The sequence below is a fragment of the Azospirillum thiophilum genome, from assembly GCF_001305595.1.
Classification (GTDB): domain Bacteria; phylum Pseudomonadota; class Alphaproteobacteria; order Azospirillales; family Azospirillaceae; genus Azospirillum; species Azospirillum thiophilum.
Genome location: NZ_CP012404.1, coordinates 272,878 through 294,485 on the forward strand (window position 1 = coordinate 272,878; position 21,608 = coordinate 294,485).

At 69.3% G+C, this 21,608-nt stretch carries 18 protein-coding genes; 12 read left to right on the plus strand and 6 right to left on the minus strand.

Translation table 11 applies throughout. The annotated features are described in order from the left end of the window. The first annotated feature begins 33 nt into the window (after positions 1-33). From AL072_RS24090 to AL072_RS24110, 5 genes are all read left to right on the plus strand, one after another. A complete protein-coding gene (locus AL072_RS24090) occupies positions 34-2,388 on the plus strand; it encodes a hybrid sensor histidine kinase/response regulator (protein ID WP_144428361.1) in 2,355 nt (784 codons plus the stop codon). A gap of 111 nt (positions 2,389-2,499) precedes the next feature. Then, positions 2,500-2,811, plus strand: a complete 312-nt coding sequence (locus AL072_RS24095) for a YgaP family membrane protein (RefSeq protein ID WP_045583956.1) — start codon at positions 2,500-2,502, stop codon at positions 2,809-2,811. Between the two features lie 176 nt (positions 2,812-2,987). Next, a complete protein-coding gene (gene ggt, locus AL072_RS24100) occupies positions 2,988-4,769 on the plus strand; it encodes a gamma-glutamyltransferase (protein ID WP_045583594.1) in 1,782 nt (593 codons plus the stop codon). 232 nt (positions 4,770-5,001) lie between these two features. Further along, positions 5,002-5,397 carry a hypothetical protein gene (locus AL072_RS24105; protein ID WP_045583593.1) on the plus strand — a complete coding sequence of 132 codons (396 nt, stop codon included), beginning with the start codon at positions 5,002-5,004 and terminating at the stop codon, positions 5,395-5,397. Positions 5,398-5,602: 205 nt separating this feature from the next. Next, positions 5,603-5,992: a hypothetical protein gene (locus AL072_RS24110; RefSeq protein ID WP_245637001.1), complete on the plus strand. Its 390-nt coding sequence runs from the start codon at positions 5,603-5,605 to the stop codon at positions 5,990-5,992. Here AL072_RS24110 and AL072_RS24115 read toward each other — a convergent pair. Further along, complete coding sequence (locus AL072_RS24115; protein ID WP_045583592.1) at positions 5,985-7,061, minus strand: HD domain-containing phosphohydrolase; 1,077 nt, start codon at positions 7,059-7,061, stop codon at positions 5,985-5,987. The genes AL072_RS24110 and AL072_RS24115 overlap by 8 nt on opposite strands. Continuing rightward, a complete protein-coding gene (locus tag AL072_RS24120; RefSeq protein WP_052710166.1) occupies positions 7,058-7,549 on the minus strand; it encodes a response regulator in 492 nt (163 codons plus the stop codon). Before AL072_RS24120 ends, AL072_RS24115 begins: the two co-directional genes overlap by 4 nt. 314 nt (positions 7,550-7,863) lie before the next feature. Between AL072_RS24120 and AL072_RS24125 the strand changes: the two genes are divergently transcribed. The 4 genes from AL072_RS24125 (at position 7,864) to AL072_RS24140 (ending at position 16,177) form a co-directional block, all read left to right on the plus strand. Continuing rightward, on the plus strand, positions 7,864-8,586 hold the full coding sequence (locus AL072_RS24125; protein ID WP_045583591.1) for a LuxR C-terminal-related transcriptional regulator: 723 nt from the start codon (positions 7,864-7,866) through the stop codon (positions 8,584-8,586). A gap of 204 nt (positions 8,587-8,790) precedes the next feature. Then, positions 8,791-10,497: a response regulator gene (locus AL072_RS24130; RefSeq protein ID WP_045583590.1), complete on the plus strand. Its 1,707-nt coding sequence runs from the start codon at positions 8,791-8,793 to the stop codon at positions 10,495-10,497. Further along, positions 10,497-13,910: an ATP-binding protein gene (locus tag AL072_RS24135; protein ID WP_045583589.1), complete on the plus strand. Its 3,414-nt coding sequence runs from the start codon at positions 10,497-10,499 to the stop codon at positions 13,908-13,910. Before AL072_RS24130 ends, AL072_RS24135 begins: the two co-directional genes overlap by 1 nt. A 197-nt stretch (positions 13,911-14,107) precedes the next feature. After that, a complete protein-coding gene (locus AL072_RS24140) occupies positions 14,108-16,177 on the plus strand; it encodes a methyl-accepting chemotaxis protein (protein WP_045583588.1) in 2,070 nt (689 codons plus the stop codon). A 39-nt stretch (positions 16,178-16,216) separates the two neighbouring features. On the opposite strand, the gene AL072_RS24145 is transcribed toward AL072_RS24140, so the two are convergent. Then, the gene (locus AL072_RS24145) at positions 16,217-16,471 is read right to left on the minus strand and encodes a hypothetical protein (protein ID WP_045583587.1); all 255 of its coding nucleotides are present in this window, start codon (positions 16,469-16,471) and stop codon (positions 16,217-16,219) included. A gap of 388 nt (positions 16,472-16,859) precedes the next feature. Here AL072_RS24145 and exbB point away from each other — a divergent pair, with 388 nt between their 5' ends. Genes exbB through AL072_RS24160 form a run of 3 tightly spaced genes read left to right on the plus strand, consistent with a single transcriptional unit; the run spans position 16,860 to position 19,128 of the window. After that, entirely contained in the window at positions 16,860-17,834 is a 975-nt protein-coding gene (gene exbB, locus AL072_RS24150) for a tonB-system energizer ExbB (RefSeq protein ID WP_045583586.1), read from the plus strand. A gap of 5 nt (positions 17,835-17,839) precedes the next feature. Beyond that, positions 17,840-18,271: a TonB system transport protein ExbD gene (exbD, locus tag AL072_RS24155; RefSeq protein WP_045583585.1), complete on the plus strand. Its 432-nt coding sequence runs from the start codon at positions 17,840-17,842 to the stop codon at positions 18,269-18,271. Then, the gene (locus AL072_RS24160) at positions 18,268-19,128 is read left to right on the plus strand and encodes an energy transducer TonB (protein ID WP_082109102.1); all 861 of its coding nucleotides are present in this window, start codon (positions 18,268-18,270) and stop codon (positions 19,126-19,128) included. Before exbD ends, AL072_RS24160 begins: the two co-directional genes overlap by 4 nt. A gap of 47 nt (positions 19,129-19,175) precedes the next feature. Here the strand turns inward: AL072_RS24160 and AL072_RS24165 are convergent, their stop codons facing one another. The 3 genes from AL072_RS24165 to AL072_RS24175 form a co-directional block, all read right to left on the minus strand. Continuing rightward, on the minus strand, positions 19,176-19,643 hold the full coding sequence (locus AL072_RS24165; RefSeq protein WP_045583584.1) for a hypothetical protein: 468 nt from the start codon (positions 19,641-19,643) through the stop codon (positions 19,176-19,178). Positions 19,644-19,753: 110 nt separating this feature from the next. Further along, the gene (locus tag AL072_RS24170; RefSeq protein ID WP_045583583.1) at positions 19,754-20,506 is read right to left on the minus strand and encodes a phosphatase PAP2 family protein; all 753 of its coding nucleotides are present in this window, start codon (positions 20,504-20,506) and stop codon (positions 19,754-19,756) included. A 127-nt stretch (positions 20,507-20,633) separates the two neighbouring features. Then, complete coding sequence (locus AL072_RS24175) at positions 20,634-21,587, minus strand: D-2-hydroxyacid dehydrogenase family protein (RefSeq protein ID WP_045583582.1); 954 nt, start codon at positions 21,585-21,587, stop codon at positions 20,634-20,636. Positions 21,588-21,608 lie beyond the last annotated feature (21 nt).

Genomic DNA, 21,608 nt, shown 5'->3' on the forward strand with positions numbered 1-21,608 from the left:
GCAGCGGGACAGTCATCACAGCCAGGGTCGACCTTGAACTCTTCCGACAGGAGCGTACGACCGGACGGCGGGCCGCCGACCTCGCCGATCGGGCATTGGCTGGCGCATCTGCGGGCCAGCCGGCCTTTGCGTGTCCTGCTGTTCATCGGCGGGCTGCTCGTCACCCTGCTGCTGACGGCGACCGTCCATTACATCGACAGCATGCGCGGCAAGGAACTGGAGGGGGCGGAGCGCGAGCTGTCCATCCTGAACCTGTCGCTTGCCGAGCAGACGGCGCGTGCGATGCAGGGCGTCGATCTGGTCCTGACCACGATCATCGAACAGGTGAAGTCCGACGGGATCGTCACCTCCGCCGACTATGTCCGCCGGATGGGGGGCCGCGACACCCACCGGATGCTGCAGGCGAGAACCTCGGGTCTGCCGCAGCTCGATGCGGTGACGATGATCGCCGCCGACGGGCAGCTGATCAATTTCTCACGCTATTACCCCATCCCGTCGGTCAACGTGTCCGACCGCGATTATTTCGCCTATCTGCGCGACCACGACACCGCCGAGCCCTTCATCAGCGAGCCGGTGCGCAACCGCGGCAGCGGCACCTGGACCATCTATCTGGCACGCCGCATCAGCGGCCCGGACGGCAGCTTCGTCGGGCTGGTGCTGGGCGCCATCGAGCTGGGCTATTTCGAGGGGCTGTACAAGGCGCTGCAGCCCGACGGCAACGGCAGCATCAGCCTGTGGCGGCGCGACGGCATCCTGCTGGCCCGCTATCCGACGCTGCCCGGCATCGGTATCGGCAGTGCGGTGGGGCCGCGCCGCTTCCTGGAGGTGTTGTCGAAGGCGGGATCCGGGGTTTTCCTGGCACAGGGCGGGCTGGACAAGGAGGCGCGCCTGGTTTCCACGCGGGCGTTGTCCGATTATCCGCTGATCGTCAACGTCACCCGGACGCAGGACGCGGTTCTGGCGGACTGGCGGATCCAGGCATGGTCGATCGGTGCCGTCGGCACCATCGGGATCGCGGCGCTGCTGCTCGCCATATGGGCGCTGGCCCGGCAATTCCGCGCCTACGAGGTGGCGACCCAGGCGATGGACTCCGCCCGCCTTGCGGTGGAGGCGCGCGAGCAGGCCGAACATGCGCTGCGCCAGAGCCAGAAGATGGAGGCGATCGGCCAATTGACCGGCGGCGTCGCCCACGACTTCAACAATCTGCTGCAGGCCATCGGCATCAACCTGCACGTCATCGAGAGCCGCAGCAAGGATGAGCGGATCGCCGGCCCCGCCCGGCTGGCCTTGCAGGCGGTGGAACGGGGCGCCACCCTGACGCAGCATCTGCTGGCCTTTTCACGCCGGCAGCAGTTGCGGCCGGTTCCGGTCGACGTGGCCGGTCTGGTGGAGCAGGTCGGGCAACTGCTCGGCCGTACGCTCGGCCAGTCCGTGCGGATCGAGGTCGAGACGGACCCCGGGCTGTGGGCGGCGATGATCGATCCGACCCAGCTGGAAATGGCGCTGCTGAATCTGGCGCTGAATGCCCGCGACGCGATGCCCGGCGGCGGTACGTTGCGGATCCTGGCCGGCAACCGGACGGCCGGCAGCGATATGGGGCATGACCTGACGGCACCGGCCCCGACGGCGGTGGACGTGACGGCACCGAGTCTGATGGCCGGCGACTATGTCGTGTTGCGGGTGCGCGATACCGGCACCGGCATGCCGGACGAGGTCGCCGCCCGTGCCTTCGAGCCCTTCTTCACCACCAAGGAGGTCGGGCGCGGAACCGGTCTCGGCCTCAGCATGGTGCATGGGCTGGCCACCCAGTCCGGCGGCGGCATCGAACTGACCAGCCGGCCGGGGGAGGGCACGACGGTCAGCCTCTACCTGCCGCGCGCCCGGCTTGCGGAACCGGTTCCGGGCCAGGCGCCGGCGTCGCCATCGACGGCACCGGAGGAGGGGGGGCAGGCAAAGGATGCCGCAGGAGGCAGCGCAGGGGTGGCCGCCGGCATCTCCGCGGTGGATGCCGGCCCGGACGGCTGTGCCGTCCTGCTGGTCGACGACGAGGAACTGGTGCGCATCGCCACCGCCGAGTTTCTGGAACAGGCCGGCTTTTCGGTGCGCGAGGCTGCCGATGCCGGAGCGGCGCTTGCCCTGCTCGACCGCGGATACCGGCCGGACGTCATCGTCACCGACCATATGATGCCGGGAATGACCGGGCTGGACATGGCCCGCGCCCTGCGTGCCCGCAGCGATGCGACCCCGATCCTGATGGTCACCGGCTATGCCGAGGATCTGACCTCCGCCGCCGCGGCGCAGGAAGTGGCGATGACCGTGCTGTCCAAACCGGTGGAGCCGTCCCGGCTGGCGCGCTCGATCCGCAGCATGGCGGCGGTCGCCGGCTGACGTCGTCCAGGCCGCGCGTCGCGCGGAGGACGGGGGCGGAGAGCGGGGAACAGATGGGGGCGTTGCGGCGTTTGCAGGGTGATCCTGTCCAATTCCAGCATCGGAGCCGCCATGAGCGCCCAATCCACGATCCGCCACGCCTATGACAGCGTGTTCGACGGCCACGCCAACCTCGGCATGGGTGAACGCATCCTATCGACCGGCCTCGGCCTCGCCGTCGCGGCCGGCGGCCTGCGCAAGGGTGCCAGCGTACCCGGCGCCATCATGGGGCTGGTCGGCGCCGCCCTGGTCGCCCGCGGCATGAGCGGCCATTGCCCGCTCAAGGACCGCCTGTCCGGCCATGACGGCGACGCGCTCGGCCATGACGGCTCCTCCCGCATGTCCCATGGCATCGACCAGTCCCGGATGGCGGAGACCTATTGAACGGCCGTTCACCGGCTGTCGCATTCCATTCATCTGGATGAGCGATACCATTAACCCTGATGGTGAATTATTGGGCAGGCCAGCGACGGGGTGAAGACCAGGAAGCGCGGGTGTGACATCCTGCGCAGCTCGGGCCGGAGCCCCCGACCTGCCGTCCCGCTCAGGAGATTCACCATATGCGGTTCCCCGTTCTCCGGTTCCGTCCGTCCGTCGCCGCCGTGGCCGCGCTGTGCCTGGGCCTGCCGATGGCGCTGCCGGCACCGGCTCTTGCCCAGCAGGCCCCCGCCGCCTCGACTTCGTCCCCGGCATCCGTCCGCTACGACATCGGCTACAACATCTTCTATCCCGTCCGCTCGCAGAACGGGATGGTTGCCTCGGAACACCGGCTGGCGACCGAGATCGGCGTCGACATCCTCAAGCGCGGCGGCAACGCGGTCGACGCGGCGGTCGCCGTCGGCTTCGCGCTGGCGGTGGTGCTGCCGAACGCCGGCAATGTCGGCGGCGGCGGCTTCATGATCGTGCATGACGCCAAGACCGGGAAGGACGTCGCCATCGACTTCCGCGAGATGGCCCCGGCCAAGGCCTTCCGCGACATGTATCTCGACGGCCAGGGCAAGGTGGTGCCCGACCGCTCGCTCTACACCCATCTGGCGGTCGGCATCCCCGGTACCGTCGCCGGCCTTGCCCACGCGCTGGAAAAATACGGCACGATGACGCTGGCCGACGTGTTGGCCCCGGCGATCCGGCTGGCGCGCGAGGGCCATACCGTCACACCGCAGCTGGCCGGCCTGCTGGAGGTCGAGCGCGACCATCTGGCGGCGTGGGATGCCACCAAATCCATCTTCTTCAAGGACGGCCGGCCGCTGACCGCCGGCGAGACACTGGTGAACGCCGACCTCGCCCGGTCGCTGGAGGCCATCGCGCAGCAGGGGCCGAAGGCCTTCTACGAAGGCGCCATCGCCGAGCGGATCGCGGCGGAGATGGCCCGGCATGGTGGCTCCATCACCAGGGAGGATCTGAAGGCCTACAAGGTGGTGGAGCGCGAGCCGGTCAGCGGCAGCTACCGCGGCTATACGGTGAAGTCGATGCCGCCGCCCAGCTCCGGCGGGACGCACATCATCCAGATGCTGAACATCCTGGAGCGCTGGCCGCTGAATGAATACGGCCCCGACAGTGCCAGGGCGATCCACCTGATGGCGGAGGCGATGAAGCTGGCCTACGCCGACCGTTCCGAATATCTGGGCGATCCAGACTTCACCAAGGTGCCGGTGAAGGGCCTGACCTCGCGCACATACGCCGACGAACTGGCGGCGAAGATCAATCCCGAAAAGGCGACCCCGGCCGGCACCATCAAGCCCGGCAAGCCTGCACCCCACGAGAGCGACCAGACCACGCATTACTCGGTCGCCGACAGCCGGGGCAACGTGGTCAGCACCACCTACACGCTCAACCTCAATTTCGGCAGCGGCATCGTCGCGGAGGGCACCGGCATCCTGCTGAACAACGAGATGGACGATTTCTCGGCCAAGCCGGGCGTTCCCAACGCCTTCGGCCTGATCGGTGGCGACGCCAACGCCATCCAGCCCTACAAGCGGCCGCTCAGCTCGATGTCGCCGACCATCGTGCTCAAGGACGGCAAGCCCTGGCTGGTGACCGGCAGCCCCGGTGGCAGCCGCATCATCACCACCACCATGGAAACGGTGATCGACCACATCGACTTCGACATGAACCCGGCGGAGGCCGCGGCACTGCCGCGCGTCCATCACCAATGGACCCCCGACGAGCTGCGGGTGGAGAAGGGCCTCAGCCCCGACACGATCCGCCTGCTGGAGCAGATGGGCCACAAGGTGGCGGTCAAGCCGACGATGGGCCGCACCCAGACCATCCAGCTGCGCCCCGACGGGCTGTACGGCTATTCCGACCCGCGCAACCCGGACGGCATGACGCTGGGCTATTGAGGCCGGCTCCGCCGGACCGGATGGTGCGATGGAGCGGGAGGGCGCCCGGCCGCCGCCGGGCGTTACAATTCCCGTATACAAAGAAAAAACGGCGTGCTTTGGTAGCCGGACGCGTCTTTCCGGACGGCGCGGGAGCCATGTGCCTCGCGCCCTTGCGGATGAGGCAACGGAACAGTTGGCGCAAGGCGGGCCGGTCGGTTAGCCTTTGCAGGAGTGAACCGGAGCATTTGCCGTGGACAAGGCCTTGGTCGAAAAGAACCGCGAGTGGACCTATCAGCGTGAGGGGAAGCCGGCCGTCACTATCCGTGTCGCCGATTTCGAACGTGAGGGAAAGCGCATCGTCGCCTTCCTGGAACAGACCGACATCGCCAAGTCGGCCGGGACGCCCCCGCCTGCCGTGAACGACTGGCCCCGCATCGCCGAGGCCTATGCGCAGGAGCAGGGCGTCGGCCTGAACGACATCTATTGGTACGAGCTGCACCCGCGACGCTTTGCCAATGGCCGGCCCAACGTGTCGGAATACCGCCCCGGCATGGCCGAATGGCGTTTCGAGACCAGCATCCCGCTCGCCCGCGCCATCGTCGAGCAACTGGGCTTCGATCCCGACAACCTGCCGCTCGACATCTGATGCCGGGGCCGGACCATTCCGAACAGGGAGTGGTCCGGACGTCTCCCATTCCGTCGATGCAGCCCCGCCGCGCAGCCCCTGTGATCCGTCGCGAGAGCGGTGTATGATACCCGTTGTGCGCGCGCCGGCCGGACAGCCGCCGGGCGTCGCGATCGGGAGATGCATGATGAAGTCGGTGCGGAGGGCGGTTGCCCTGGGTGCTGTGATGCTGGCAGCCGTGTCCGCCGCCACGGTCGTGGCGGGGCCGGCGCAGGCGCGCACGTCGGTATCGGTCGGAATCGGAGTCGGACCGATCTTTCCGGGCTATGGCTATTATCATCCCCACCGTTACTACGCGCCGCCCTACCGCTACTACGCGCCGCCGCCGGTGGTGCAGTATTACGCGCCGCCGCCGGTCGTCTACGCGCCGCCGCCGGTGGTGTACGCCCCGGCTCCGGCCCCCATGGCCGTCGATCCGGCCGGGCCGGCCTATTATTCGCGCAATGGTCAGCAATGCCGCGAATATCAGAGCAGCGCCGTCGTCGGCGGCCGGTCCCAGCCGGTCTACGGCACCGCCTGCCTGCAATCCGACGGGACCTGGCGGATCGTCAACTGAAACCACCCGTCGCGTGTTCCCGGTTGAGTTCCGGCAACGTCTCGGCATGGCTTTCGTGGATGGCGCAGACCTCGTCCCAGCGGAACAGGAAGGCGTCGAGCAGGGCGGGGTCGAAGTGGCTGCCGCGGTTGGCCATCATGTAGGTCCGTGCCTCTTCCGTCGTCCATGGCTGCTTGTAGGGTCGGGGCGAGGTCAGCGCGTCGAACACGTCGGCGATGGCGACGATGCGGCCGGACAACGGGATCGCCTTCCCGGCCAAACCGCTGGGATAGCCGCTGCCGTCATACTTCTCGTGGTGGCTCAGCGCGATTTCCGCCGCCAGCCGCAGCAGCGGGATGTCGCTGTCCGCCAGGATGCGGTGGCCGATCACGGTGTGCTGGCGCATCAGCGCCATCTCCTCCGGAGTGAGCCGGGCCGGCTTGAGCAGGATCATGTCGGCGATGCCGATCTTGCCGATGTCGTGCATCGGCGCCGCCTTCAGCAATTCCTGGGCAAAGGCGCTGCCGCAGCCCGACGCCTCGGCGATGAGGCGCGAATAGAGCGCCATCCGCTCGATGTGGGCACCGGTTTCCGGGTCGCGGTACTCGGCGGCGCGCGACAGGCGGTTGACCAGTTCCTCCCCCTGGCGCTGCAGGGCGGCGGTCACCCGCTCCACCTCGGCGGCGAGCAGGGCGGCGCGGTCGCGCAGCAGGGCGCGGCTCTGGCGCAGGGCCAGCAGGTTGCGCAGCCGGGCCTGGACCTCCGGCACGATGATCGGCTTGGTCAGGAAATCGTTGCAGCCCTGGTCGAGCGCCCGCACGCGGATATCCACGGCGGTGTTGGCGGTGATCATCACCACGGGCACATTGTCCAGCCGCATGTCGTCGCGGATGCGGCGCAGAAGGTCGATGCCGTCCATGTCAGGCATCATCTGGTCCAGCAGGATCAGGTCGGGCTCGTTCCCGTCCAGCCAGCCGGCGGCATCGAGCGGGCTTTCCATGGTGACGGGATCGGCGTCGTCCAGGCGGCGGACGATGGCGGACATGATGAGCAGGTTGGTCCGGTCGTCGTCGACGATGAGGATCTTCACGTCGTGGTCTCCGTCCTGCCGGCCCCGATCAGCCGTCCGGCCTCCGCCAGCAGCGCCGCGAGGTCGAGCGGCTTCTCGAAGGCCGCCTCGGCGCCGAGCAGGCGGGCCATCCCCGGCAGTTCCATGCGCAATCGCAGGCTGCCGCCGGTCACCGCGATCAATGGCGGGCGTGACGGCAGTTGCTTCAGCCTCAGGATGATCTCGTAGCCGTCGGCCTCCGGCATGATGATGTCGGTCACCACGAGGTCGACCCGCCGGTCGGCGAGCATGGCCAGCGCGGCGTTGCCGTTCTCCGCCTCGAGCACGATGTAGCCGGCGCGGGTGAAGGCGGTGCCGACCATGCCGCGGAAGTCGGGATCGTCGTCGACCAGCAGGACGGTACCGGCCGGACCCGCCGCGCCGGCGGAGGTCGCGGATGTCTCGGGCGCCGCGGATGCGGATTGCGGAGAGGTGGGGCGTGCCCGCAACTCGTACAGAGTGGATTCCATGGTCGCCGCTTCCGTCGTCCGCCGCAACGCGGCAGGCTATGCAAGATGGATTTCGATGGAATTCACCTTAGCCGGTCGCCGCTGTCCGCGCCTTCGGTGCCTGGGATAGCCCGGCCGGGAAATGGGATAGCGGGGATACTATCCTGCATGCGGTACGAACCGGCCCGGGATATGATCGGCCGATGATGCGGCAGGCCTATTGTGTGACGGACGTGAAATATGTCACAGCCACAAAAACTTAAGATTTTGGCGGGCATATAGGGAAATGTCGATATACTGGAAAGATCGGTTGCCGAGGGCGGCGGAGGCGGTGGATGAGAATCTTGGTGGCAGACGACCATCCCTTGTTTCGGGATGCGCTTGAGCTGTCGGTCCGCCAGGCGTGGCCGAACGCCGAGGTCGGATGCATCGGTTCGCTGCTGGAGTTGCCTGCCTTGGGGGAGGCGGCCAATGGGTCTCAGGCCGGGATCGCCCGCTATGACCTGATCGTGCTGGACTGGCGCATGCCGGGAGCGGAGGGCAGCGATCCGGTCAGCGTGCTTCGCCAAGCCGGTATCCAGGGGCCGGTCGCCGTGGTGACGGGAGCGGAAGAGCCCTTGACCGCGCTGGAGGCGTTGCGGTGCGGCGCCGAGGCCTTCCTACCCAAGACCACGCCACGCCGCGTCCTGGCCCAGGCGCTGCGGCTGGTGGCCGAAGGCGGCAGCTTCGTGCCTAAGGACGTGGCGCTCGACCTGATGCACATGACCGATCTGTCGCTCGACATCGACGAGGCGGAGGAGTGCGAGGGGCCGGCGCTGGACGGCGAAGGGGCGCTTTCCGCCCCCTTGACCGAACGGGAGCAGCAGGTTCTGTCGATGCTCGCCACCGGCGCGACCAACAAGGAGATCGGGCGCCATCTGAACCTTCAGGAAGTGACGGTGAAGCTGCACACCCGCCGTATCCTGCGCAAGCTGGGCGCCCGGAACCGCACCGACGCCGTGCGCCGCGCCCAGCAGGCCGGGCTGCTGTTCCGCAACCTCGACGAAGCGCCATCCTGAACGGCCGGCAGAGGGGCTGTTGTCCGGGATTTGCCGTCCGGGGTCTGATCGTTCGGGGCTGCGGGCTGGGATGCGGAGCCGCATAGGGCTGCTCCCAGCAGCGCGATCCCGGTCCATCTGTTAAAGTCCCAGGCCATCGGGTCGCGACCGTCCGCTCTTGCTCAGCGGAGCCGGAGCGCTACCGGCCGAACTCCCGAGTCGCTGATGAGCCCGTCCGACCATCTCCCGTCCCGGCCACCCGTCGCGCCGGATTCAGCAGTCGGTTCCCGCACTTTCCGTGCAGGAAGAACCAGCGGCATCGCCCCGGCGCTTGCTGCGCTGGCCGGAGCCGCCCTGCTTCTGCCGGGCTCGCTGGCCCCCGTGCGCGAGATCGCTCCCTGGGTGCTTCCCCTGGGCGCGGCGTGCACCGGCGCGGCAGCCGGTTTGGCCCTGCTGCTGGCCTGGGCCGCGTACCGCCGGTCGGACCGGCCCGAGGCTCCGCTGCCCGCTCCCGCCGCGGTGCCCGGTATGGCGCCCGGTGTGGTGTGGTGCGAAGCGGGGAGCGGCATCGCCGATGCCGCACGGATTGCCGAACTTCGGGCGGCGGCCCGGCAAGAGGCCCGGCGGTCGGCCGAGCAATCGGCCCGGAGCCTGCGCGACCAGCAGATCGCTGCGATGGATGCCCGGGCGGAGCTGGCCGGCGCCATCGTCCACGACATGAACAACACGTTGGGAGCGGTCGCCGGCTATGCCGATTTCCTCACCGCCGACCTTCCCGCCGGCTCGCCCCAGGCCGATTACGCCGACCGGATCCTCGCCGCGGTCGACCGCGGGAGGAAGGGGCTGCGCCGTCTGGCGATGGCCTCCCGCGCGGAGCCGGTGCAGTTGCGCACCGAACCGGTGGTCCGTGTGCTGAACGAGGCGGCGGCCCTTCTGCGCGCGGCGCCGTCGGTGCCGTCCAGCCTCACGGTTCTCAGCCACCCCGATGCGCCCGACCCCCGGTGCGACGCCATGCTGCTGACGCGGACCCTTGCAGGACTGGCGGAAGAGCTTATCGAGGCTGCTGGCCGCGGTGCCGATTTGCGGCTGTGCCTGAGCGTCGCTCCGAGCGGCGCCCAAGCCGTGGACGGTTCGACGCCGGGCGGGAATGCCCATGAACGGGAGATCGATGGCGGGGATGGCAAGGACGGGAACGGCGAGGACGGGAACGGCGACGGCGACGCCGTTCGGGCCGGTTGGCGTATGCGTACCCTGCTGACGCCGCAAGCGGGCCTGCACACCCTGTTCGAACTGCGCATCGACGGTCGGCCGCTGGCCGACGACGTCCTGTTCGCCATCGTCGACCCGCTGCTGTCCACCCGTGCCCGCAACCGCCGGGGCAATGAGGGCCATGACGAGGCCGACGCCCCGCCCGCGGCCCTGCTGACCGCCCGCCGGCACGACGGCGGCCTCAGTCTGCTGACCCATCCCGGGGAGGGTACGGCGGTTCGGCTCCGCATCCCCGCTGTTCCGCCCGCACAGCCTCGGCCGGCGCCCGTTCCACCGAAGCATCCGATCGGGCCCGTCGTCCAGGTGCTGGTGATCGAAGCCGATCCGGCGACCGGCGACCGGCTGCAGACCGGGCTGGAGCGGCAGGGTTGCGAAGTCTCGGTCTGCGACGATCCCCGCGACGCGCTGGACGTCGTCGCCGACGAACCGGGTTTCTTCGACGTGGTGGTCATCGGTCCCGGGTTGAGTGCGCTGACGGCCGGCGCGGCGCTGGTGGTGCGCCTGAAGTCGCTGCGGCCCGACCTGCCCTGCGTGACCTTCGCCGCGGAGGCTGTCGTCGGAGGCGACGGGCCGGCGGACCTGGAGTTGCCGCTGCCGCTGGACCTGCCGCGGCTGGGGCGGGGGGTGGCGGCGCTCGCCGCCGGCCGCGGGGAGCGGGGTTGATGGGGCGGACGCTTCAGCAGCACGGCTTCATGGTCGCCGTGTGGGCGGGAACCCTGGTGATCGCTGCCGGTCTGTGGGCGGCGGCGCTGATGCTCGCCCATTACGACCATGCCGAGGCCATGGCGCGGGCCGAACGCGACGGGGGCAACCTCGCCCGCGTGGTCGCCGAACAGGCGACCCGGACCATCGCCGAGGCCGATCAGATCATGGTGTTCCTGATCAACGATTTCCAGGAGCACGGCAATGCCTGGACCCCTGGTGTCCCGTGGCTTCTGCGCCAGACGGTGGAGCGGTCGGCCATTCTGCTCCAGTTGGCGGTGATCGACGAGCACGGCGATCTGATCCACACCAGCGTGGAGGATGCTCCCCAGCGCGTCCAACTGGCCGACCGCGAGCATTTCCGTGTCCATGTCAACCAGCCGAAGGCGGGACTGTTCATCGGGAAGCCGGTGTTCGGCCGCGCGTCGGGCAAATGGTCGATCCAGCTCACGCGCCGCATCGACCGCAGCGACGGCAGCTTCGCCGGGGTGCTGGTCGCATCGATGGACCCGTTCTATTTCAGCCGATCGCTGGAGGAACTGGATGTCGGCACCAACGGCGCGGTGGCGATCATCGGAACCGACGGCATCCTCCGCGCCCGCTCGCTGATGAGCGACCGGATCGTCGGCCGCGACGTCGGCGAATCACCGACGCTGCTGATGGCGCGCCGGCAGCCGACCGGGTTCCTGCGAAGCGCCAGCGTGATCGACGGCATCCTGCGCCTGCAATCCTTCCGGCGGTTGCCCGACTATCCGCTCGTCGTCACCGCCGCCTTCGACGAGGCGGCCTTCCTGTCCGATACGCGGCGTCGGCAGCGGATCTATCTGCTGGGGGCGTTGGCCTGCAGCGTCGGCCTGATCGGGCTGGCCCTGCTGGCGACGCGCCAGACGGCCCGGCTCGCGACGTTGGCCCGGCGGATGGCCCTGAGCGAGGGGCGGCTCCGCGATCAGGCGGAGACGGCCTCGGACTGGTTCTGGGAGATGGATGCGGACTTGCGCTTTTCCCATCTGGCCGGGCCGCTGGTTCCGCACATCGCCAGCGGGGCGCTGCCCATCGGCCTGCGGCGCGACGAGGTTGCCCTGCGCGAGCCGGGCGACGCCGTCAAATGGGAGGAGCACCGCAGCGTCATGGAGCGGCGGGAGCCGTTCCGGAACTTCCGTTATCGGGTGATGACCGCGTCGGGCCTACGGTATTTCAGCGTCAGCGGCCGTCCGATCCTCGACGAGCGCGGAAGCTTCCGCGGTTATCGCGGCTCCGCCACCGACATCACCGAACGCGAGCTGGCCGCCAACCGGCTGGCGTCGAGCGAGGCACGTTACCGCGCCATGTTCGAGGCGGTCGGCCAGCCGATCGTCACCGTCGACGAGAATGGGACGATCGACGCCTTCAACCAGGCGGCGGAGCGGCTGTTCGGCTACCGTGCAGCCGAGGTGGTCGGCGGGCCGTTGACCCGGTTGATGCCGGCCGCCATCGGTCCGCTTCACGATGGGTTGCGGACGGCCGGCCGCGAAGAGAACGGCAATGGCGGCGCCCTGCGGTCGGAGGTGCGGGAGTTGACCGGCCGCCGCAAGGACGGTAGCGAATTCCCGCTGGAGGCGACGCTGGCCGGCTGGCGCGCGGGCGACCGCTGTTACGTCACCGGCGCCCTGCGCGACGTCACCGCCCAGCGCGAGATCGAAGCCAGCCTGCGCCGGGCCAAGGAGGCGGCCGATCAGGCCAACCGCGCCAAGGGCGAGTTCCTGGCGACGATGAGCCACGAGATCCGGACGCCGATGAACGGGGTGCTCGGCGCGCTGGCCCTGGTGGAGGGGCCGAACCTGGACGAGGAGCAGCGCCAGCTGCTGGATGTCGCCAACCGGTCGGGCAATGCGCTTTTGCAGATCATCGACGACATTCTCGATCTGTCCAAGCTGGAGGCCGGCAAGGCGGAGGTCGAGCCGGTGGATTTCGATCTGCGCGCGGTGATGCGCGACTGCATCGACCTGCTGGAGCCGACCGCCGGCGGACGGGGCCTGATCCTGACGATGGAGGTGGCGCCTGCCGTGCCCGCCCACGTGCGTGCCGACCTGCGCCGGATCCGTCAGGTGCTGGTCAATCTTGTCGGCAACGCGCTGAAATTCACCCACCGCGGCGGTGTCGCCGTACGGATCGGGCTGGTGGGAAGGCCGGAGCCGGACGGTGCCTTCCACCTGCGGTTCGAGGTGGCCGACACCGGGATCGGTATTCCGGAGGAGGTGCAGCCGACCCTGTTCCACCGGTTCACCCAGGGCGACAGCTCCACCACGCGGCGCTTCGGCGGGACCGGGTTGGGGCTGGCGATCAGCCGCGAGCTGGTCATGCTGATGGGGGGACGGATCGGCGTGTCCAGCGCCGAGGGCAAGGGAAGCGTTTTCTGGTTCACCGTGCGCTGCCAACCCGCCGCCGACCCGTGCGAGGGGACGCCGGCGGCGTCCTCGGTCACGGAGCCCGCGTCGGCCGTTCCGCAGGGGAAGAAGGCGGCCGGCAGCCTGCATGTCCTGGTGGCCGAGGACAACGAGATCAATCGCGACATCGTCGTCACCATGCTGCGCCGCGCCGGTCATCAGGTGACTGCCGTGGCGGACGGGTTGCAGGCTGTCCGCCTGGTCGAGGACGGCGGCTTCGACCTTGTGCTGATGGATGTGCAGATGCCGGTGATGGACGGCGTCACCGCCACACGTCACATCCGCGCCTTGGCGAACGAGTCCGCCCGGCTGCCGATCGTGGCGTTGACCGGCAATGTCATGCCCGGCCATCGCGCCGAATATCTCGCCGCCGGCATGAGCGCCTACCTGACCAAGCCCATCGTCTCGGCTGACCTGTTCAAGGCGCTGGCGGCGGTTTCCCGCCCCGGTCAGGACGCCGCATGGCCGGACGGGGCGGGCGATGCGACCATCGCCACGCCGCCGGCTCCGGCCGTATCCGATGAGGAATTCTGGAGGACCGCACCCCTCCTGGACGAGGGTCAGGCCAATTCCCTGCGCGACGTGATCGGTGACGAAGCATGGGCACGGACGGTCGAGGCGTTCCGGCATACGGTGAATGACGGCATCGCCGCCATTCGCGAGGCCGCCCTGCCCGCATCCTCCCCGGCACCGGGGGGAGGGCCCTCGCCGCTCGTCCGCATGGCCCACACGCTGAAGGGAACGGCGGCCAACATCGGTGCGGTGCGGCTGAGCCGGCTGGCGGCGCAGGTGGAACAGCAGGGGCAGACGTCCGCTGGAAGTCCTCTCCAGGCTGCGCTGTGCGATGCGCTCGAAGCCGTCGCCGCCTCGACCATCGAAGCGCTGTCTTCGCGAATCCCGCAGGCGGCTGTGGTCGAGCCCACGAGCGAGAATGAACGGGCACCGGTGTGAGGCAACGGAAGTGATGGGTGAGAGTTCATTTGTTTCCTGAATACTTTTGCAGTATTTCTAAAAAATAGCGACGATCAGTCACAGGAGGCTATGAATAGATGTGTTTCTGGTGACGAAGTGATTGGGGCTCTCTAAAGTGTGTACGAAAGTGATTCAGCAAGAATCGTTTGTACTCTTAACTTGTGAAGCCTCTCATCATGATCTCTGCCAGCAGGGTTCTCCACGCCATCTCGATCCGGGCAAAAGTTGTTGCTGTCGCGGTGTTCGTTTTTTCCGCGGTCGACCTGTCCTCGATCCTCACCATGCGCGACATGGACCGGCAGACCGTCCATCTGTCCGATGTCCAGCGCGATACCGGCGACGTGGTCGGCCGGGTCATTCCCCTGGTCTCGTTGGTGGCGGAGATCCGCTACGACGTGGTGCAGACCCAGCAGTGGCTGACAGACGTGTCGGCAACCCGCGGGCTGGATGGCATGAACGACGGCCCGGAGAAGGCGGCCGACTATGCCCGCCGCTTCGTGGAGCACACCGCCAAGGCAACCGATCTGGCGCGCGCGTTGAAGCTGGAGCAGGTGGTCGCGGAGATCGAAAGGACGCGCAACGCCTTCGATCCCTACTACGAGATGGGCCGGCGCATGGCGCAGGCCTATATCGAAGGCGGGCCTGCGGCCGGCAATCCCATCATGGGACAGTTCGACAGTGTCGCCGATGCCATGGGCGACAGCCTGGAGGCGCTGGGCGCCAGCGTGGTCGCGGCCAGCGCGGACCGGCTGACGGAACTGACCGGCGGCATCCAGGCGATGCGGGAGACGGCGGATGACCTGCGTTGGACCCTGATCTCTGCCGGGCTGGCCATCCTGCTGATGGCGTCCGCCTGCGTCGTCTTCCTGGAAGCTGCGATGATCCGCCCGATCGAGCGGCTGCGCCGCGCCATGGTGGCGCTGGCCGACGGCGCCCTCGACGTCGAGATCGGGCTGGAGGAGCGTCGTGACGAAATCGGCAGCATGGCCGACACGGTCCGTGTCTTCCGGCAGGCCGCGCAGGAGAACGCCCGTCTGCGCGCAGCGCAGGAGGAGACCCGGCGCCATGGCGAGGACGAGCGGCGTCGGGCGCTCGAGTCCATGGCGGAGAAGGTGGAGCAGGAAACCCGGGTCGCCGTCGACCATGTGGCCGAGCGGACCGCCCGCATGAGCGCCAATGCCGGAGAGATGACCCTGTCGGCGGTGCAGGTCAGCGACAATGCCCAGACCGTCGCCGCCGCCGCCCAGCAGGCGCTGAGCAATGCCGAGACCGTCGCCGCCGCGACGGAGGAACTGTCGGCGGCCATCGGCGACATCGGGCTGCAGGTGTCCACGGCCAGTCAGGTCACCGGCCGCGCGGTGGAACGGTCCGGCATCGCCCGTTCCACCATCGAACGGCTTTCGGTCTCGGTGGAGCGCATCGGCGCCGTCGCCCGGCTGATCTCCGACATCGCCAGCCAGACCAACCTGCTGGCGCTGAACGCCACCATCGAGGCGGCGCGTGCCGGTGAAGCCGGACGGGGGTTCGCCGTGGTCGCCAACGAGGTCAAGACCCTGGCCAGCCAGACCGCGCGCTCGACCGAAGAGATCGGATCGCTGATCGCCGAAGTGGAGGCGGTGACGGTGTCGGCCGTCGGTGCCGTCGGCGAGGTGTCGGAAACCATCCACGAGGTCGCCGCCATCTCCACCTCCATCGCCACGGCGGTGGAGGAACAGGCGGCTGCGACGCAGGAGATCGCCCGCTCCGTCGGTCAGACGAGCGAGGCGGCCAAGGAGGTGTCGCTGCGGATCGCCCGCGTCTCGGCCGAAGCGGATGCCACCCAGAGCCGCGCCGGCGAGGTGCGGACGGTGGCCGCCGACGTGGCCGGCGGCATCGACTCCCTGCGCAACGTCCTGATCCGCGTCGTCCGCACCGCCACCACCGATGTCGACCGCCGCAAACGCCCCCGTTTCGCGGTTTCTGTCGGCTGCTCGGTCGAATTGTCCGGTGCCGCGCCGGCCCGTGCCACAGTCTGCAACCTGTCGGCCGGCGGCGCGATGCTGACCGGGGCTCCCGGCGGACTGGCCGGTGCGTCGCTGGTCCTGCGCATCGACGGGCTGGGCGGACCGCTGGCCGCGCGGATCAAGTCCAGCGAGAACGGCCGCCTGCATCTGAAGTTCGACCTGACCGAGGCCGCCCAGCAGCAGCTCGACCGTGACATGGTGCATCTGACGCGCGGGCTGACGCCGCTGGCCTCGGTGGCGTGACCGGGCGGTAGGGCGGTTCGCGGCGCATGGCCCGAAGGCTTACAGCATCCTTCGGGCCAGTTCCTCGCCGCGCCGGGACAGGTCGCGCATGAGGTCCCGCGCCTCGCCCTCGCCGGTCCAGCGGGCCACGGATTCGATGCCGTCGGGGCTGTCGGCGGCGCCGTCGCGGCCGCCGTCACGGTCTTGCGGCACGCCGAAGACCTTGCCGGCCCGCGTTTCCACCACGGCGAAGCGACCGTCGCAGACGACCAGCCGGAAGCTGCCATTCTCATCCACAACCGACACGCGGTTCATCAGGCCCCTCCTTCAAGACGGATCGGATATGCGCTGTTCGGCTGTTCAACCGCTGACGGGGTTGGAAGGTTGCGCGGATTTGGTTGGATTCGGTCGCTGCAACGACCAGATTTCTCGCGACACCGCGGTTTTTGTGGTATTGAGATTCGTTCGCACATTTGCGGTCTGTGCTGCCCCCATGCGTGAAATGGTTCGTCAGGCAAACGAAATGCGGGCTAGGCCGTTTGAAAACCCCATAAAAAACGGCGGAATCCCGGCAAGTGCCGGACGATTTTCAGTGCGATTGAGACTCATTCGCACTATAAACCCGATGGGGGCTTTGCTCTGGAGTGTCATCGGGTTTTTGCACGGCGCGTGGTGGACACGCGTCGAGGGGAGTTGGACCGCCATGCCGACATCGTTTCGCCACCGTCCTGTCCTGGCCGCCGCTGTTGCCGCGGTCGGGGTGCTGATGGCCGGCGCCGCCGCCCATGCGCAGGAGGCAGCCGCTCCCGCCGCCGGATCGCCGCCGCCCGCCGCCGATCCGGCGGCCGCGGCGACTGCGGTGCACACGGCGGTTCAGGCGACGGTTCCGGCTGGTCAGGGGATGGGCAATGGAGCCGGGCAGGGAGTGGGGCAGGGCGCGGCCGATGCCGCGACGGCCTTGGCGTCGCTGCCGCACGACCTGTCGCCCTGGGGCATGTTCGTCACCGCAAGCCCGGTGGTGCAGGCGGTGATGGTTGGGCTCGCGCTCGCCTCGGTCGTGACCTGGACCATCGCCATCGCCAAGACCTTCGAGCTGTCCGCGGCCAAGCGCAAGGCCCGTGCCGCTCTTGCCATGCTGGAGGAGGCGCGTTCGCTGTCCCAGGCGGCGGAGCGGGTCGGTTTCAGCCAGGGCACCGCGGCAACGCTGGTGCGCGCGGTGATCGCAGAGACGCACCTGTCGGCCGACGCCCCGTCGCGCGACGGCCTGATGGACCGTGCGGCCTCGCGTCTGGAGCGGATCGAGGCGGCCGCCGGCCGGCGCATGGCGCGCGGCACCGGCATCCTCGCCACCATCGGGTCCACCGGCCCCTTCATCGGCCTGTTCGGCACGGTGTGGGGCATCATGACCAGCTTCATCGGCATCTCCAAGGCGCAGACCACCAACCTCGCCGTCGTGGCGCCGGGCATCGCCGAAGCACTGCTGGCGACCGCCATCGGGCTGGTCGCCGCCATCCCGGCGGTGGTGGTCTACAACGCCTGCAGCCGCGCGATCGGCGGGCACAAGGCGCAGTTGACCGATGCGTCGGCCGCGGTGCTGCGGCTGCTGAGCCGTGACATCGACCGCCATGCATTGCCCCGGGCCACCCAGGCCCATGGCAAATCCCAGGCGGCGGAGTAACGGGGATGGGTGCGCGCCTCGGCTCCGGCGGCAACGACGACGATCTGACCGAAACCCATGAGATCAACGTCACGCCCTTCATCGACGTCGTCCTCGTCCTTCTGATCATCTTCATGGTGGCGGCGCCGCTGGCGACGGTGGATGTGCCGGTCGACCTGCCGGCCTCCACCGCGATGCCGACGCCACGGCCCGACAAGCCGCTGTTCCTCACCATCCAGGCCGACAAGACCCTGTCGCTGGGCGAGACCTCGACCACCAAGGAGGCGCTGGGCGCCGCGCTGGACGCCGCCACCCATGGCGACAAGAGCCAGCGTGTCTTCCTGCGGGCCGACAAGACGGTCGATTACGGTGCGCTGACCGAGGTGATGAACAGCCTGCGCGGCGCGGGATATCTGAAGATCGGCCTCGTCGGCCTGGAAACGGCCCCCTCCCCATGAGCGCGGCCTCCGATTTCGGCGCGGCTGACTGGACCTCGGACGGAGGGGAAAGGCCGGCGCGGGGCTTTGCCCGCTGGGGCGGCAGCCTGATGGTCGCGCTGGGCGTCCATGCCGCGGCCGGCGTCGCCATGGTCGCCTGGCATGTGCCGATCATGCCCTCCGAAGCGGAACAGCCGGCGGTGCTGCTGGAGTTGGCGCCGCTGCCGGTGGCTCCGCCCGAACCGGCCCCCGCCATCGACATCCCGCTGCCGGAACCGATGCCGGAGCCGGTCGTCGAGCCGCTTCCCGAGCCGCCGCCGCCCGAACCCGAACCCGTGGTCGAGGAACCGCCCCCGCCGCCGGAGCCGCCGCCCGTGGTCGAGCCGGAGGTGGTGCTGCCCAAGCCGCCGCCCGATCCGCCGAAGCCCAAGCCCGAGGTGAAGAAGGAAGCGCCGAAGCCCAAGCCGGAGAAGCCGAAGCCGCCCCGCCCGGTGGTCCAGCAGGCGCAGCCGGCCCCCGCCGCCGCTCCGCCCGCTCCCGTCGCCGCCCCGGCGCCGGCGGCGCCGGCACCATCGACGGCACCCAGCCGGGCGGTGCCGAGCTGGCAGGGCCGGGTTCTGGGCCATCTGGAACGCCACAAGCGCTACCCGCGCTCCGCCCAGGCCCGCCGGCAGGAGGGCGTCGCCCAGGTCCGCTTCACCATCGACCGCGAGGGGCGCGTGCTGTCGGTCCAGATCGACCGCAGTTCCGGCCACAGCGTCCTGGACGAGGAGACGGTGGAGATGGTCCGCCGCGCCTCGCCCCTGCCGGCTCCGCCGGAGGAGATGGCGCAGGAGCGCATCGAGCTGGTCGTTCCGGTCCAGTTCTTCCTGAAATAAGACCAACGGCTTTCGATGGTGACCCATCGAAAGCCGTTGGCATGACGTCAGTCCAGCGTCGGTTCCGTCCGTTGACCGACGCGGCGCTGGGTGTCCACCGCGGCGCGCAGGCGGTCGCGGGCGGCGTTGCGGCTGCTGGCGGCGGGGCGCAGGCCGTTGAGGGCGGCAAGGAAGTTGGTGCCGGCGCGCGCCTTCGGTTCGGCCGCTGCCGGCCTCTCGGCCGCCGGTCCCTCCTGGGTGACTGCCTGCCTTGCGGCATCGGTTCCCTGGCCGCGGGCCTGCCGGGCCTCCTGCCGGGCACGGGCGACGATGCGGTCGCGCAGGTCGGCGTCCAGGGTGCGGAAGACGCGGGAGGCTTCGGCCAGCTCGAGTTCCCGTCCGGAGTCCAGGGTGCGGCGGAGCGCGTTCGCCAGCAGCCGGCATTCCAGGACGCCGGGCACCCGCTCGCCGTCCACCGCGCGGGCGAGGACGCCCACGGCTTCCAGGGTTTCGCGGTCGAGAGTGCCGTGAGGCATGGGCGGCCTGATCCGAAAGGGGTAGGGCCGACACTATCGGCGGGCACGCTTCGGTATTCAACCCGCTTGTTCACAAACGGTCCGGCAAGACCGCAGTCGGCCCGCACGCCTTACCGCCCCACCGTCGCCTCCGGCCGGTCCTGCTCGACGGTGCCGCGGCGCTGCAGCCATTCGGCGAGGATCCAGCACAGCGCCGCCCAGGCGGCGCCGACGCTCCAGCCCGCCAGCACGTCGGTCGGCCAATGGACGCCCAGATAGACGCGGCTCGATCCGATGACCAGCGTCAGCACCATCGCCCAGGCGAGCAGGTAGGCCTTGGTCCGCCGCCCCTCCACGAACTGGGCCAGCAGGGCGCCCAGCGTAAGGTAGACCACGGCCGACTGCATGGCGTGGCCGCTGGGGAAGCTGGCGGAAATCACCTGATCGCCGTGCGGCACCAGATCGGGGCGGGCGCGGTCGAACAGCATCTTCAGCCCGGCGCTGAGCGCCCCGCCGCCGCCGATCGACACCAGCACCAGCAGCGCCGCCGCCCGCTTGTGCAGCAGCAGCAGGAAACCCAGCGTCGCGACGGTGACCAGCGTCAGGATGGTGGTGCTGCCGAGCGAGGTGATGTCGCGCGCCACCCGGGCCAGCCACCAGGGGCCGCCGGGCTGGTCGGGGTTCAGCGGGTCGCGGAGCGCCAGCAGCAGCCGCTTGTCGAAGGCGCTGGTCTCTCCCTCCATCACCTCGCCGGCCAGCTCGACGAAGCCGAACAGCAGCCCGGCGATGATCGAGAGCCCGACGAGCAGGCCCAGCTGATGCCGGCCCACCCTTGCCCAGAAGCCGTTCCGGATGCCGTCCCCGATCCCTGTCCGCACCCCCACCGGCACCCTCCGTCTCCGTTGCCCGTCTAGAGTTTCGTGCGTTTAATATGAAACGCACGAAACTCTAGCCTTATGTTTGGCGATCGGATTCACGCTTCAAATCGATGCCGATTTTACGCGATCCGATCTAGACGGGGGAGAGCAGCCGCACCGGCGATCCGGCCGTCCAGGCCAGGATGTCCTCCAGGGCGTCGCGGTAGAACACCGCGTAATTCTCCCGCGTCACATAGCCCAGATGGGGTGTCAGGACGGTGTTGGGAAGGCCGAGCCAAAGGCTGTCGGCCGGAAGAGGCTCGATGGGGAAAACGTCGATGCCGGCCCCGCCGATATGGCCGTGCCGCAGGGCATGGATCAGCGCCGCCTCGTCAACCAGCCCGGCGCGCGAGGTGTTGACGAACAGCGCCGTCGGCTTCATCGCGCCGATCTCCTCCGCCCCGACCACGCCGCGGGTGCGGTCGCCGAGCACCAGATGGAGGCTGATCACGTCGGACGTGGCGAACAGCTCCCGCTTGCCGACGCGGGCGACACCGGCTTCCGCCGCGCGCTCGTCGGTCAGGTTCTGGCTCCAGGCCACCACCTCCATGCCGAAGGCCTGGCCGATCCTCGCCACCTTGGTTCCGAGCTTGCCGAGCCCGACCAGCCCCAGCCGCCTGCCCTCCAGGTCGTCGGTCAGGCCGGTCTGCCAGCGGCCGTCCCGCAGGGCGCGCTCCTCCGCCGGGATGCGCTTGGCCAGCGCCAGGATCAGGCCCCAGGTCAGCTCGGCGGTCGGTGTGCCGACCATGCGGGTGCCGCTGACCGTGATGCCGCGGGCGGCGCAGGCCGCGAGGTCGATTGAGTTGTTGCGGGCGCCGGTGGTGACCAGCAGCCTCAGGTTCGGCAGCCGGCCGATCAGCGCCGCGGGGAACGGTGTCCGCTCGCGCATGATCACCAGCACGTCGAAGGGCTCCAGCGCAGCCGCCACCGCGTCTTCGTCGCCGAGCGGCCGGTCGAACACCGTCAGGCCGGCGCCGTCCGGCAATTGCGACCAGTCGGCAAGGTCGCGGGCGACCTGCTGATAATCGTCGAGGATGGCGATGCGCATGGAGCCCTCTCCGCTCACTTG

Excerpts from the sequence above, each read along its gene's own strand:
- AL072_RS24160 (WP_082109102.1), top strand. The coding sequence starts at position 18,268 with ATGAGCGCGGCCTCCGATTTCGGCGCGGCTGACTGGACCTCGGACGGA.
- AL072_RS24120 (WP_052710166.1), bottom strand. The coding sequence starts at position 7,549 with ATGGAATCCACTCTGTACGAGTTGCGGGCACGCCCCACCTCTCCGCAA.
- AL072_RS24145 (WP_045583587.1), bottom strand. The coding sequence starts at position 16,471 with ATGAACCGCGTGTCGGTTGTGGATGAGAATGGCAGCTTCCGGCTGGTC.
- ggt (WP_045583594.1), top strand. The coding sequence starts at position 2,988 with ATGCGGTTCCCCGTTCTCCGGTTCCGTCCGTCCGTCGCCGCCGTGGCC.
- AL072_RS24175 (WP_045583582.1), bottom strand. The coding sequence starts at position 21,587 with ATGCGCATCGCCATCCTCGACGATTATCAGCAGGTCGCCCGCGACCTT.
- AL072_RS24125 (WP_045583591.1), top strand. The coding sequence starts at position 7,864 with ATGAGAATCTTGGTGGCAGACGACCATCCCTTGTTTCGGGATGCGCTT.
- exbB (WP_045583586.1), top strand. The coding sequence starts at position 16,860 with ATGCCGACATCGTTTCGCCACCGTCCTGTCCTGGCCGCCGCTGTTGCC.
- AL072_RS24130 (WP_045583590.1), top strand. The coding sequence starts at position 8,791 with ATGAGCCCGTCCGACCATCTCCCGTCCCGGCCACCCGTCGCGCCGGAT.
- exbD (WP_045583585.1), top strand. The coding sequence starts at position 17,840 with ATGGGTGCGCGCCTCGGCTCCGGCGGCAACGACGACGATCTGACCGAA.
- AL072_RS24140 (WP_045583588.1), top strand. The coding sequence starts at position 14,108 with ATGATCTCTGCCAGCAGGGTTCTCCACGCCATCTCGATCCGGGCAAAA.
- AL072_RS24110 (WP_245637001.1), top strand. The coding sequence starts at position 5,603 with ATGCTGGCAGCCGTGTCCGCCGCCACGGTCGTGGCGGGGCCGGCGCAG.
- AL072_RS24135 (WP_045583589.1), top strand. The coding sequence starts at position 10,497 with ATGGGGCGGACGCTTCAGCAGCACGGCTTCATGGTCGCCGTGTGGGCG.
- AL072_RS24165 (WP_045583584.1), bottom strand. The coding sequence starts at position 19,643 with ATGCCTCACGGCACTCTCGACCGCGAAACCCTGGAAGCCGTGGGCGTC.
- AL072_RS24095 (WP_045583956.1), top strand. The coding sequence starts at position 2,500 with ATGAGCGCCCAATCCACGATCCGCCACGCCTATGACAGCGTGTTCGAC.